11 protein-coding genes are annotated in these 12,955 nt (G+C 68.5%); 6 read left to right on the top strand and 5 right to left on the bottom strand.

Annotated features, from left to right (window positions below; genetic code table 11):
- Both DD1DGNOD_RS27395 and DD1DGNOD_RS22055 read left to right on the top strand, forming a co-directional pair.
- Nucleotides 1–212, top strand: a 212-nt coding sequence (locus tag DD1DGNOD_RS27395) for a hypothetical protein (RefSeq protein ID WP_165036967.1), incomplete at its 5' end; no start/stop codon positions are given.
- A 186-nt stretch (nucleotides 213–398) separates the two neighbouring features.
- Complete coding sequence (locus tag DD1DGNOD_RS22055; RefSeq protein WP_131768401.1) at nucleotides 399–1,487, top strand: Fic family protein; 1,089 nt, start codon at nucleotides 399–401, stop codon at nucleotides 1,485–1,487.
- Between the two features lie 95 nt (nucleotides 1,488–1,582).
- Here DD1DGNOD_RS22055 and glgX read toward each other — a convergent pair whose 3' ends face one another.
- Nucleotides 1,583–3,856 carry a glycogen debranching protein GlgX gene (gene glgX, locus DD1DGNOD_RS22050; protein ID WP_430827852.1) on the bottom strand — a complete coding sequence of 758 codons (2,274 nt, stop codon included), beginning with the start codon at nucleotides 3,854–3,856 and terminating at the stop codon, nucleotides 1,583–1,585.
- A 324-nt stretch (nucleotides 3,857–4,180) separates the two neighbouring features.
- Between glgX and DD1DGNOD_RS22045 the strand changes: the two genes are divergently transcribed.
- The 4 genes from DD1DGNOD_RS22045 (at nucleotide 4,181) to DD1DGNOD_RS22030 (ending at nucleotide 7,906) form a co-directional block, all read left to right on the top strand.
- Nucleotides 4,181–4,957 (top strand): enoyl-CoA hydratase/isomerase family protein, encoded by a 777-nt coding sequence (locus DD1DGNOD_RS22045; protein ID WP_131768400.1) that lies wholly within the window; start codon nucleotides 4,181–4,183, stop codon nucleotides 4,955–4,957.
- Nucleotides 4,958–4,962: 5 nt separating this feature from the next.
- Complete coding sequence (locus DD1DGNOD_RS22040; RefSeq protein ID WP_131768399.1) at nucleotides 4,963–5,958, top strand: class I SAM-dependent methyltransferase; 996 nt, start codon at nucleotides 4,963–4,965, stop codon at nucleotides 5,956–5,958.
- Complete coding sequence (locus DD1DGNOD_RS22035; protein WP_131768398.1) at nucleotides 5,955–6,704, top strand: acyltransferase; 750 nt, start codon at nucleotides 5,955–5,957, stop codon at nucleotides 6,702–6,704. The genes DD1DGNOD_RS22040 and DD1DGNOD_RS22035 overlap by 4 nt, the downstream gene beginning before the upstream one ends.
- 167 nt (nucleotides 6,705–6,871) lie before the next feature.
- Nucleotides 6,872–7,906 carry a M48 family metallopeptidase gene (locus DD1DGNOD_RS22030; protein WP_131768397.1) on the top strand — a complete coding sequence of 345 codons (1,035 nt, stop codon included), beginning with the start codon at nucleotides 6,872–6,874 and terminating at the stop codon, nucleotides 7,904–7,906.
- A 19-nt stretch (nucleotides 7,907–7,925) separates the two neighbouring features.
- Here DD1DGNOD_RS22030 and DD1DGNOD_RS22025 read toward each other — a convergent pair whose 3' ends face one another.
- The 4 genes from DD1DGNOD_RS22025 to DD1DGNOD_RS30060 all read right to left on the bottom strand — a co-directional run.
- Nucleotides 7,926–8,981: an endonuclease/exonuclease/phosphatase family protein gene (locus DD1DGNOD_RS22025; protein WP_131768396.1), complete on the bottom strand. Its 1,056-nt coding sequence runs from the start codon at nucleotides 8,979–8,981 to the stop codon at nucleotides 7,926–7,928.
- Nucleotides 8,982–9,320: 339 nt separating this feature from the next.
- Entirely contained in the window at nucleotides 9,321–10,937 is a 1,617-nt protein-coding gene (locus DD1DGNOD_RS22020; protein WP_131770964.1) for a 1,4-alpha-glucan branching protein domain-containing protein, read from the bottom strand.
- Entirely contained in the window at nucleotides 10,934–11,752 is an 819-nt protein-coding gene (locus tag DD1DGNOD_RS22015; RefSeq protein ID WP_131768395.1) for a class I SAM-dependent methyltransferase, read from the bottom strand. The genes DD1DGNOD_RS22020 and DD1DGNOD_RS22015 overlap by 4 nt, the downstream gene beginning before the upstream one ends.
- A gap of 230 nt (nucleotides 11,753–11,982) precedes the next feature.
- Nucleotides 11,983–12,955 (bottom strand): transcriptional regulator (locus DD1DGNOD_RS30060; protein ID WP_241255909.1); only part of this gene is annotated, 973 nt, incomplete at its 5' end.

The following is a 12,955-nucleotide window of genomic DNA, read 5'->3' as shown; positions in this document are numbered from 1 at the left end:
CCTACGGCCGGATCGACGAGGCCGACCGGCTGCTGGGCCCGTCCACCCTGCCGCTTGCCCACGTCGGCGCCGGCGAGGGCGGTGGCCTGCGCTTCGAGGGCACCATCCCGTTGCGACGGACGGGGGCCTTCGGCTACACCGTCCGGGTGCTGCCGCGGCACCGCCTGATCGCCTCACCGGCGGAGCTCGGCCTGGTGGCGAATCCCGATTGAACGATTCCGCCCAGCGGGGTCGGCGAGCGGGCCGGCGTGGTCATGCCGGCCCGCTCGTCCGCCTGCCCGCTGCATTCCTCTGGGCTCTTTGCTTGCACGTTGTGCCCCGCGGAACATGCCAACGATCCAACAAACATGCTAATTTCAAGATCAATTAGTATGTTTGTTGGTTGAGGGGAAGGTTCCGTGCGTAGTTTTGCCGATCTTGATCAGCTGCTTGGCCGTGTTCCGTCACGGGTTGTCAAGCACCTGGGTGCCATCGACCGTGGGGTTGGTTCCGAACAGCTCTTTCGAACCCAGATGCCCGGCCTGCTCGACCAGCTTGCGGACCGCGCTCGGGTGCTGAGTGTGACGGCGTCCTCGGCGATCGAGGGTGTGACCGTTGACAGTCCGGAGCGGGCCGAGCGGATCATTCGCGGTCAGGTCGGCGGGTTGCGAACCAGGGACGAGCGGGAACTCGCCGGTTACCGGGACGCGCTCGACTACGTCTACCGTGAGGATTTCTCCCCGATCAATACAGGTCTTCTGCTGCATGTCCACCGACTGCTGTTCCGGCACACCCAGGGGAGCGGAGGGGTGCTGAAGGCTCAGGACAACCTCGTCGTGGACCGGGCTGCCGACGGGACGGTGACTCCGCGTTTCATCCCGGTGTCCGCGTCCGAGACCGAGCACTTTCTGGCCGAGCTGACCAGCCGTTACTCGATCGCACGCAAGAAAAATGATCACCACTCGGTTCTGCTGGTAGGCCTGTTTGCGTTGGATTTGCTGGTGATTCATCCTTTTGAGGACGGCAACGGTCGGGTGGCGCGTATCACCTCGAATGCGTTGCTGCTCGACGGCGGCTACCAGATGTGCCGATATGTCAGTCTTGAGAAAATCATCGCCGACAACGCCGAGAAATACTATTCGTCCCTCCTTGCCTCCACGCGCGGATGGCATGACGGCCAGCATGATCCGTGGCCCTGGCTCGAGTACTTCTCGGCGACTGTCGCGACCGCCTATTCCATCTTCGCGGATCGGGCGGCGGCTGGGCGTTCGGGCGTCAGCAAGCAGGACAGGGTCCGCGACCACATCCTGTGGCATGCTCCCCGCCGCTTCCGCCTCGACGACGTGCGCACGGCGCTGCCGGGAGTCAGCGATCAGACGATCCGCATCGCACTGAACGCGCTGCGGGACGAGGGTCATGTGATCAGCAACGGCGTCGGACGGGCGGCATTCTGGACTCGCCTCGATCGGCCTGAGCCCCCCTCCAAGCCTGAGCCCCCCTCCACGTAGGCGCAGGGAGGGCTTCACACCCCGCGGAACATGCCAACGATCCAACAAACATGCTAATTTCAAGATCGATTATTATGTTTACCGACGATTCGTGATCATCCTGCGACGCGGAGGAGGAGGACGGCACGGCCGGCGACGGGCAGTTCCTCGCCGGCATGGGTGATCCGCAATGGGGTGTCGAGGGTGCCGGGGAAGCCGGCGAGATCCTCCGCGCTGGTGTCGAGCAGCAACGCGTAGGTGGACGCCCACGGTTGGCCCGGCAGGACGATGGTCACCGGGCGGGTATCCGGATGCAGGACGAGCAGGAAGCTGTCGCCGGTGACCGTGGCGCCGTCCGGTGCGTACCAGCCCAGGGTCGTCCCGGAAAGGTGCGCGACGACCGTGCGGACCAGTGAGGAGTTCCAGTCCGTGTCCGACATGACCACGCCGTCCGTGCGGAACCAGGTGATGTCCGCGGGTTCCCCGACGCTTGAGGGGCCGCCGTGGAAGAACGTCTGCCGGCACAATGCCGGGGACCGGCGCCGCAGGGCGACCAGACCGCTCACCAGCGGCAGCAGCATCGGGTCGTTCCCGGCAGGGTCGGCCGAGGGCGCCGGGCCGACCGTGGGGACGCCGTCGTCGGGGATGCGATCGTCGGGCGTACGGGTGGTACGGGTGGGCCAGTGCAGCCACGAGGTGGCGTTGTCCTGGCAGTAGGCGTTGTTGTTGCCGTCCTGTGAACGACCGAACTCGTCCCCGGCGAGCAGCATCGGTACCCCCGCCGACAGCAGCAGGGTCGCCAGCAGCGCGCGGCGGACGAGCCGCCGGCAGGCCAGCACGTCCGGATCGTCGCTTGGGCCTTCCACCCCGCAGTTCGTCGAGTTGCTGTGGTCGTCGCCGTCGCGATTGCCCTCGCCGTTGGCCTCGTTGTGCTTGTTCTCGTAGGAGACGAGGTCGGCGAGGGTGAAGCCGTCGTGCGCGGTCACGAAGTTCACCGACGCCCACGGCCGGCGGCCCGAATGGTGGTACAGATCACTCGACCCGGTGATCCGGTAGCCCAGATCGGCCACCGTGGACGCGCTGTACGTCCATGCCGCGCGGACGGTGTCCCGGTAACGGCCGTTCCATTCCGCCCACGGCGCCGGGAACGCGCCCACCTGGTAACCGCCCCAGCCGACGTCCCACGGCTCGGCGATGAGCTTGACGGTGGACAGCAGCGGGTCGGCGTGGATGGCGGCCAGCAGCGGTGCCGCCGGGTCGAATCCGTCGGGGTTGCGCGCGAGCGCGGTCGCCAGGTCGAACCGGTATCCGTCCACACCCATCTCGGTGACCCAGTAGCGCAGGGAGTCCATAATCAACTTCACTACGTGAGGGGAGGACGTGTTCAGTGTGTTGCCGCAGCCGGTTACGTCCCGGTAGCGACGTGGGTCGCTCGGCTCCACCCGGTAGTAGGTCGTGTTGTCCAACCCGCGCAGCGACAGGGTCGGGCCGCGTTCGCTGCCTTCGGCGGTGTGGTTGAACACCACGTCGAGAATGATCTCTATGCCGGCCGCGTGTAACGCGCCCACCATCGCCCGGAACTCGGCCACCGGGTTGTCAGTGGCGGCGTAGCCCGGATGCGGCGCGAAGAAGCCCACGGTGTTGTAACCCCAGTAGTTGGACAGGCCGCGCTGGGACAGTGCCGGTTCGGAGACGTGCGCATGGACCGGAAGCAGCTCCACCGCGGTGACGCCGAGCGTCCGCAGGTGCTCGATGACCGCCGGGTGGGCCAGGCCCGCATAGGTGCCGCGCTGTACGGGCGGGACGTCCGGGTGCGTCCGGGTGAAGCCCTTCACGTGCAGCTCGTAGATGACCGTCTCGGGCCAGGGAATGCCTGGGCGTTCCCCGGTCGGGCTGTGGCGGCCGTCGATCACCACGCACGCCGGGACGAAGGGCACGGAATCATGTCCGTTGGAGCCTGTCGGGTACGGGTCGGTCTCGTCGAAACCGCGGATCGCGGGATGCGGCACAAGGGCGCCGGTCAGCATCCGTGCGTAGGGGTCGACGAGAAGCTTGGCCGGGTTGTAACGCAGGCCGCGTTCGGGGGCGTAGGGCCCGTACGCCCGCAGCCCGTAACGCTGTCCCGGCCCGACCCCGAGCAGGTAACCGTGCCAGACCCCACCGTCACGTTCGGGCAGCCGGTAGCGGTTCTCCCGGCCCCGGGCGTCGAACAGGCAGATCTCGACCGCGTCCGCGTTCGGGGCCGCCACCGCGACGTTCACACCCGACCCGTCCCAGTGGACCCCCAGCGGTTCGGGTGACCCGGACAGCACGCGGCCGAGCCGATCGACGTCGGACTGGCCGATGCCGGACTGATCCGTATTGCCGTGAACGCGGGGCGGTGTCGTCACCTCCGTGACGGTAGCTGCAGCATGTTACCGTCGCTCGGTTACGGTTACCGCCGTCCGATTACCACCGCCCGCGGACGGACGGATGGCGGGCAGGCGAACGGCGCCGTGATCATCGAAAGTGTCATGGTCACCGAAAGGTGCCGGGAATGTAATCACCACGTATCCGATGAAGATCAAGTCGTCAGGGCTTAGGCTCCCTTAATCAGGAGCGCCGTCGGGGCGTCACAGGCCCGGCATACGTGCCAGTGGATGACAGCCGGCCAAGGTGGTGCAACGGCGTGCTGTGCGCCACCGGAAGCTGCAAATGATCGAGGAGGTCGGTCGGTGGCGGTCGTGCAGTTCGACGTCGACAACGGTATTGGCACGATCAGGTTGGATCGGCCCCCGATGAACGTCATCGACAGTCAGGTCACCGGCGAGCTGCGCGCGGCAGCGGGTGAGGCAACAGCGCGGACGGACGTGCGGGCGGTCGTCATCTACGGTGGTCCGAAGGTGTTCGCGGCCGGAGCCGACGTCAAGGAGATGGCTCCGATGGGCCACGCGGAAATCCTGGCGTGGGTGAGCGATCTCACCACCACGTTCGAGGAGCTGGCCCGTATCCCGAAGCCCGTGGTGGCCGCGGTGACCGGCTACGCCCTCGGCGGTGGCCTGGAGCTTGCCCTGTGCGCCGACTTCCGGGTCTTCGGGGACAACGTCAAGGTGGGGCTGCCCGAGATCCTGCTCGGCATCATCCCGGGCGCGGGCGGGACGCAGCGGCTGCCACGGCTGATCGGGGCGGCGAAGGCCAAAGACCTGATCTTCACCGGTCGTCAGGTGCGTGCTGCCGAGGCGAAGGAGATCGGTCTTGCCGACCGGGTGGTCGCCCCCGACGACGTCTACACCGAGGCGCGCAGTCTTGCTGGCCGGTTCGTCGACGGGCCGGCGGTTGCGCTGCGGGCGGCCAAGAGGGCGATCGACGACGGTCTGTCCGGTGGGCTCTCGGAAGGACTGCGGTTGGAGACGGCGATATTCACCGGGCTGTTCGGAACACAGGACCAGCGCATCGGCATGGAGTCCTTCCTCGAGCGCGGCCCTGGCAAGGCTGATTTCGTCGGTCGCTGAACACCATGGACGCAGGTCAGACGGACGGGACAGGTCAGGCACGCGAGGCAGGCGGACCGTCGGCGTCCGCCATCCAGGCGGCGTGGGACGATCCCAAACAGGCGAATATCATCTATCACGACGCCGAAGCCGACTCCTATGACGACAAGTGGTCGATCTCGTTCGACGACCGCTGCATCGACTACGCCCGGGACAGGTTCGTCACCATTGCCGGGACCACCGGCTGGCCCTATCCGAGCGCTCTCGAGATCGGTGCGGGGACCGGGTTCTTCCTGCTCAACCTGGTGCAGGCAGGGGTGGTGGCCCGCGAAGGAGCGCATGTCAGCGACATCAGCCCCCGCATGGTCGCCACCGCCACCCGCAACGCCGCGAGCCTGGGCCTGACCGTGGCGGGCCGGGTCGCCGACGCCGAGTCCGTCCCGTACCCGGACGCGAGTTTCGACCTGGTGGTGGGGCATGCCGTCCTGCACCACATCCCGGATGTCGAGCTGGCGTTGCGGGAGGTGCTGCGGGTGTTGCGACCGGGGGGGCGGTTCGTGTTCGCGGGGGAGCCGACCAGGTACGGCGACGTGGTAGCCCGCCGGTTGTCGCGGGCGACCTGGTGGGCGACCACCCGGGTGACCAGGCTGCCGATGCTGCGGGACTGGGCTCGGCCGGCCGGCGAGCTCGTGGCCAGTTCCGCTGCCCACGCGCTGGAGTCCGTGGTGGACCTGCACACCTTTGTGCCGGCGGAGCTGGCCGGGATGGCCCGGCGGGCCGGTGCGGTCGAGGTGAAGGTGCGTACGGAGGAACTCACCGCGGCCTGGTTCGGCTGGCCGGTGCGTACCTTCGAATGCGCCGTCGCCGAGTCGAAGCTCAGCTTCGGCTACCGGATGGGTGTCTATCGGACGTGGCAGCGCCTGGCCGCCTTCGACACCCGGTACGCCTCCCGGGTGGTGCCCGCGGGTCTTTTCTACAATGCGCTCGTCACCGGCGTCCGAGCGCCGGACGCTCGGCCGTGAGAATATTCGGTGGGCGGGCGAACCGGGATCCGCGGCAGGGACGTTTCCTCACGTTCGCGTCCGCGCGGTGGATCGTCCGCCACCGCGCCTGGACGCCTTTCCATCTGCGCCGGTACTGGCGGTTCGTGCTGTTTCGGCTGCGGTATCCACAGGTGGTGACCGAGGGTTTCGTTTTTCTCGGTAAGAACGTGGGTATCGAGGGCCGTCCTGGCTACGGGAGAATCGTGCTGGGTCGGTGGGTGCATCTCGGTGACAACAGCCGGATCCGCTGCCACGAGGGGAACCTTCGTATCGGTGACAAATGCGTCCTCGGGCGTAACAACACCGTCAACTGTTATCTCGACGTCGAAATCGGCGCGAAATCCCTGATTGCGGACGACGTGTACGTCATCGATTTCGACCATGTGTTCAGTGACATCCACGTGCCCATCAAGGACCAGGGCCTCGCGAAGTCCCCGGTGCGGATCGGAGCCGACGTGTGGATCGGTACCAAGGTCACCGTGCTGCGCGGGAGCCGCATCGGCCCGGGGTCGGTGATCGCCGCGGGCGCCGTGGTGAACACCGACATCGCACCGATGTCGGTCGCGGTCGGTATGCCCGCTCGCGTCGTGCGTAACCGGGTGGAGGATTACCAGGCCGCCGAGGCGAAGCGGGCGGCACTGGCCGACATCGCCCGCAAGACGGCCGCGGCTGCCGCCCCGGTCATCGCCGCCCGCGCCGGAGCCGGACGTTCCCGCCAGAAATGATCTGTTCCGGGAGTCGTCGACCCGATGTCGGAAAGTCGACTTCATCACCTCCGGGGGTGGGGCTTTCGCGCCCCGCGGAGGCGCTCTACTATGTCGTCTGACGTCCCGCTTCGAATCGACAATGCGACCGACAATGCGACCTGGGCGGGTGTCTCGAGAGGTTGGGGATGACCGAAGCCGACGACGTTGTAAACATCCGAAAGCTGCCGGTGAATTTTACTGAAAAGAGTCGACAGGTTGCCGACCGGCCGGAAAGAGGCGGGCGTGTCCGGCTGCCGGGACTCGACCCCGACGCCTTTCGGCATCCTCTCGACCGGCGGGCCACCCGTACGCTGCAACGGATTCCCGGGTTCGACCGGGCCGTGGCTAAATACATCGAATGGGGCGTGGAACGCGTCCACTACGTGGAGAACACAGCGTCCAGCGTGAAAGTCGGGCCGCGCCAGCTCCCGGCGATCTATGCGATTCTGCGCGAGGCGTGCGCGATTCTGGACGTCCCGGAGCCCGAACTCTACGTCCGGCGTGGGCCGGTCGACGCCTACACGTCCGGGCACACCCGTCCCTACGTGGTGCTGTTCACCGATCTGCTCGACATCATGGACACCGACGAACTCCTGGCCGTGATCGCGCACGAACTCGGCCATGTCAAATGCGGCCATGTCCTCTACGGGACGATGGCCAGGATCGTCGGCGGCGCCATGGGCGCGGGCGTCGCCCGCAAGGCGGGCGCCGTCGTCGGTAACGTCGCGGCCTTCGGGCTGGGAGCGGGCCTGGCGGCCTGGGCACGCAAGGCGGAGCTGACCGCTGACCGGGCGGCGATGCTCACCGTCCAGGATCCCGGCCCGTGCGTCCGGATGATGATGAAGCTTGCCGGCGGCGCGACCCGCTGGCTGGAGCAGATGAATCCCGACGCCTTTCTCGAGCAGGCCCGGTTGCTGGACGACATGGCCGAGGAGAGCAAGCTCGCCCGGTTCCACCGGCTGCGGATCCGGACCGCCGGATCCCACCCGCTCGCGGTCGAGCGCGCCCGCTACTTCGACGAGTGGCTGCACGAGGACGAACCCCGAAAGATCCTCGAGGGCATCTACGCCGTGCGGGCCGGCAGCCGGCACTGCCTGACCTGCGCGACGCCGCCGCGTCCGACCGAGAACTTCTGCGCGACCTGCGGCACCGGCCTCGCCGTCTGGACGGCCACCGGCTGATCCCCGGAGGCGTAGTGGTTCAGCGCATGGCGAGGTCGACCACGAGCGGTTTGTGGTCGCTGCCGATCTCGGTGCCCACCTGGTAGCCGGTGACGGCGAACTGCGGTGACGCCAGCACGTGGTCGATCCGCAGCAGCGGAGGCAGGAGCAGGTGGTTGGCGTTCCATGTGGGTGCCCAGCCGGCTGCGGCCACGTCGTGGGCGTCCCGCAGGTGCTCGTCGAGCAGGCGTCCGAACGGCCGGTGGTCGCGGGTGGCGTTGAAGTCACCGGCGAGCACCACCGGCATGGGGGTGAGGGCGACCTCCGCCCGCAGGGTGTCCAGCTGCCGCCGCCACCGCGGGGTGTACTCGCCGTTCGTCGGTGACACCGTGTGGACGGCGAAGAGCCTGAACTGGTGCGCGGCGTCCATCTGGACCGTCATGCGCAGGGACGGCAGGTCGGCGACCAGCGGTATCTCCGCCTGGACGAGCGGGAACCGGGAGAACACCGCCACCCCGAACGGGTCCGGCCGGGCATGCACCTCCCGGTAGGTGTAGCCGGCCAGCGCGCCGGATTTCTCGACCGCCTCCAGGGTGAGCACGGTGGCCTCCTCCAGCACGACGATGTCGGGCCGGGTGGTGTTGATCTGGGCGCCGAGCCGCCCGGCGTTGCCGTTCGTGTACAGCAGGTTGGACGTCATGATCCGTACCTTTGTCGCACCGGCGGGGACAGCCTCGGGCTTTCCCGGCCACAGCTCGGGCACGGTGAAGGCCAGATGGGCGATGACGGCCAGCAGCGAAACGATCAGCAGTCGGTTGCGTCGCAGCGCAAAAGCAACGGCCAGCGCCATGTAGGCGGGCAGGTACTCGACCGGGGTGAACGCGTTGATCCCCGAGTACGGCCAGCTCAGCGCGTCGTCCAGATGGACCAACCGGCCCAGGGTGACGACTATGAGCGTGCCCGCGACCACCCAGGCGAGAAAAATTGCCAGTGTCCGTGGCGGTATCACGGCGGTGCCGCGCTTGTCGGCCCTCGGCCCCTTCGACTCGCCGGGGAATACGGGCACGTCGGAACCGGCGTCCGGATGCGGGGTCATGACAACAGATTGCCGGTGAGGATGACCGTGGGAAGCGGCAGGGGCGGACGTGGATCCGACAGTGCGGCCAAGCACACACCGATCACCTCCTCGGCGATGACCGGCCCCGCATGACGCGCCAGGCGACCGGTGGTGGCGCGGGCCGTCGTCCGGGCCCGGGGCGGGACCCGTCCGCAACCATCCGTACGGGCTGTGATCCAAATGGGTTTGTTGCTGTGTACGCTTTTCGGCCACATAAGCGTGCACATCGACAAACTCGCGCCGATCTTCTCCAGTGGCCAGCACTCATCGACGCATGCCACCGTTCGCCGAGCCGAGCATGGTCACCTGACCGGCACTTCAGGGCGCGTCCTGTGCTCGGGTGATCCGGCGTGCGTCCAGGGTCGGGAACGGGTAGTCCAGGGTGCGGTAGTGGCGGGCGAGTTTGGCGGCCCCGAGCCGGTCACCGCCATGGACCGCGTCGGCCAGCGCGTCGAAACGCCCGGCGTGCGTGTAGGCCCGGGACCTCGCGTAGCTCGCGGCGCTGTCGTGGGTGACACAGAATGCCCAGTCGCTGGAACCGGTGAGGAACGCCTCTCGCGCCATCTGGTCGAGGACGTCATCGCGCTCGCTCGGGCGAGCGGCCGCGGCCACGACCTCGACCAGCCGTTCGTTCACCTCGGACGCGAGCTTGGTCAGGTCGGTCACGTCCGTCCAGACATGGAAGTCCTTACCCAGCCCCCAGGAGCCTGCCGGCAGGTCGCGGACGCCCTCGACATGCCCGGCCGCGGCTGCCTGTGACAGTGTCGTCACCCGTACACCGGCGTCGGGCAGCAGCCCGAGGACCGCTTCCAGGAACGCCGGTCCCTCATGCCAGTGATGGCCGAACAGCTCCGTGTCGAAGGCGCACACGACGAGCGCCGGGCGGCCGTCCCTGGCCTCGGCCAGTTCGGTCAGCCGCCGCCGGACGACACCGACGAAGTGCGCCGCGTCGGCACCGGCGGCATCCTGCGCGGCGACGGCCTCATACGGTGCCTTGAGCTCGGGTGGGGTGTCCACGGACGTCACTCTGGCCACCCGCAGGCCGCTGCCGTGGTCGAAGGTGTGGAAGTCGCGGTACCACGCGCCCGCGGGATAGCCGGCCGTGGGCGACCACACCTCGTAGGAGACGCCGAGGTCGCGAGGGAACGCCAGCACGCCGCTGCCCGCGACGTCGTAGGCGCCGGCGGTCTCGCCGCCGACGGTGGGGCCGTCCACCACGAAGTGGGTGATGCCCGCGTCGGCGTAGTGCTGTTCCAGCCCCGGCCGGTAGGCGCATTCGGGGGCCCAGATCCCGCGGAGCCGGGCGCCGAACCGGACGGTCGCGTCGTCGAGGCCGGCGTCGAGCTGCGTCCGGACGACCCGATCGTCCAGCAACGGCAGCACCGGATGGGACGCCGGCCCTCCGAGCAGTTCGATGACGCCGGCGTCGGCCAGCCGGCGCAGCAGCGGTGACGCCCCGTGCCGCCAGCGACCCTCGACGGCCCGCAGGGCCCTGGTGGCGAGCGCGCCTTCATAGCTCGCGCCGGGCACGCCGTCCACCAGCGCCCCCTGCGCCCGAAGCTGCCAGTCCGCCACCCATCCGGCCAGCCCGGACAGGCAGTACGGGTCGTCCAGCATGGCGGCCAGCACGGGTGTGACGCCGAGGGTCAGCACATTGCGCCGGCCGGTGTCGGCGAGGCGTTCGAGCAGGTCGACCACGGGCAGGTACGCGCCGGCCCACGCCTGGTACAGCCATTCCTCGCCGACCGGCCACGCGCCGGCATGCGCGACCCACGGAAGGTGGGTGTGCAGCACGAGGCAGAACGTCCCGATCGGCTCGGCCGAGGCCCGGCCCGCGGTCCCGGCCGAGCTCGGCGCCGGGGTCTGCGCCAGGGCTGCTGCCGGGGTCTGCGCCGGGGCTGGCACCGGGGTCCGTGTTCGCGCCGGCTGGTTCATGGTCGGCGGTAGGCGACCACGGCCAGGTCGAGGCTGGAGGCGATCGGGGTGTCGGGAGTGTCGGGATGCAGGGCGAAGTCGCCGACGTCGGTGCTGCGTACCCGCTGGGCCAGCGCGCTGGACCACTGCGGGTAGGGATGGGCGAGCTGGGCGTCCACGATCGCGCCGTTCCTGCGCTCCCATGCCTGTAGCCGCGGCGCGTGCCAGACACCCCACAGGCGGGTGACCACGAAATGCTCCTCGACGAGGGGGACGAGCTCGTCCGGAGCGAGTTCCCGGGTGTGGTACGGATTCGCGGGAGTGTCCCGTCCCGGGGAGAAGGTCAGCCGGTTCGGGGTCGTCAGCACGAGCGTGCCGGCCGGGCGCAGCACCCGGGCGCACTCGGCCAGGAACGCCTCCTGGTCGTTGAGATGTTCGATGACCTGCAGGTTCGCTATGACCTCGGCGGTGGCGTCGGCGAACGGCAGGCGCTGGAGATCGGCGCGTACGGGGGTCGTGCCGGGATAGGTGTGCCGGACGTGTTCGACGACGTCAGCGGCGGTATCGACCGCGATGACCCGGGATGCGGACTTCGCCAGCAGCGCCGCGCCGTATCCCTCGCCGCAGCCCGCTTCGACGACCACGGCGCCGGTGGTGAACGGAGCGAACGCGGCATAGGCCGCCTCGTGCCGTTTGAACCAGTACCGCTCGAACCACACTCCCGGTACGGTCCGTTCTCCGAAGACCGCCCACGCGAGCAGGGTGTTGTGATCATCGGACGTGGGGGTGACCTCGTCGGTGCGGCGGGGCGTTGTCGCCGGCTCGTGCCTGACCATGAAACCCGACCTTACGCACTGGTAACCGCGACGTGTCGGAACCCCTCCACGGACAGCAGAAGGTGTGGTTCATATGACGCATGGTGGGGAGGGCGGCGTGCGGATGGGTGCCGGTGAGCTGTGGTGACGGCTGGAACCGCAGTGACGGGCGCCGGCGGACTGTCATGCCCGGCCGCCCGTCACATATAACTGCTTCTGTTTATGTTTATCCTTTATGCGACTGTCATCCTTTATGCGACTGTCGCCGCCACCTTGGTGGGGATGCCGGGGCGGGCTATGAGCGGCGCGGCGTGCCTGCGCCACTCCCGTACGGCGACGACGTCGTCGTATCGGCTGATGCCGCGGTCGAGCTCGCGCAGTTTCTCGGTGATCCGGACGGAGTCGAGATGGCTTGCCAGTTCGACCGCGCGGCGTCCGGCGTCCAGGGCGGCTTCGACGTCGGGACCGGGTCTGCGCAGGTACGACAGGGCGAGATCCGCTTCGGCGTAGCTGCGGGTACGGGTCCGCGACGGAAGCTGCCGAGCGCGGGACTCCAGCAGCAGCGGCTCGGCCTCCCGGGCCTTGTCGAGCAGCATGAAGCAGTGGCCCTTGCATTCGGCGACGTCCGCGTCGTTGTAGTGTGCGGACCACGGCGGGCCGTCGTCGGCGCCGGCCCGTTCGAGTTCGGCGTCCATGGCGCTCAACGCCTTGCTGCATCCGGCCTCGTCGCCGTTGCGGGCCAGGGCCCAGGCGTGTTTGTCGTGCAGCATCACCCGTACCGAGCGGGATGCGGTGCTGCGGGAGCGGTCGAGGGCGGCCTTTGCCAGGGCGAGGCTCTGGCGGAGCTGGCCGAGGCGTCCGGCCTGGTCGCTCATGGCGGACAGGATCCGGCTGGCCAGCATGGCGTCCCCGGCATGCTCGGCGAGGCCGAGCGCCTGGATGTAATAGCGCTGCGCCAGTGACTGGCGATCGGAGTCCTGGGCGAGCCAGCCGCTGAACTGGGTCAGTTCGGCCAGCGCGCCGAACAGGTCCGGGGTGTGCCGGGCGTCCAGCGCGGTCTTGGTCCGGTCGTGCAGGAAGGTGACCACCTGTCCGCGGATCTCACCGCTGCCGTACCGGGCGTCGAGCTTGCGGAAGGTCTCGGTCATATCCCTGATCATCGTTGCGGTCGGTGCCGAAGCCAGGGCGTCGTCATCTTTGATCGTGTTGACGACGCCGGTGAGG

Source organism: Candidatus Protofrankia californiensis (assembly GCF_900634765.1).
Taxonomy (GTDB): domain Bacteria; phylum Actinomycetota; class Actinomycetes; order Frankiales; family Frankiaceae; genus Protofrankia; species Protofrankia californiensis.
Note: the sequence above shows the minus strand (reverse complement) of the source record. Positions and strands in the feature narration are given on the sequence as shown.

Excerpts from the sequence above, each read along its gene's own strand:
- DD1DGNOD_RS22020 (WP_131770964.1), bottom strand. The coding sequence starts at position 10,937 with ATGAACCAGCCGGCGCGAACACGGACCCCGGTGCCAGCCCCGGCGCAG.
- DD1DGNOD_RS22040 (WP_131768399.1), top strand. The coding sequence starts at position 4,963 with ATGGACGCAGGTCAGACGGACGGGACAGGTCAGGCACGCGAGGCAGGC.
- DD1DGNOD_RS22015 (WP_131768395.1), bottom strand. The coding sequence starts at position 11,752 with ATGGTCAGGCACGAGCCGGCGACAACGCCCCGCCGCACCGACGAGGTC.
- DD1DGNOD_RS22025 (WP_131768396.1), bottom strand. The coding sequence starts at position 8,981 with ATGACCCCGCATCCGGACGCCGGTTCCGACGTGCCCGTATTCCCCGGC.
- DD1DGNOD_RS22030 (WP_131768397.1), top strand. The coding sequence starts at position 6,872 with ATGACCGAAGCCGACGACGTTGTAAACATCCGAAAGCTGCCGGTGAAT.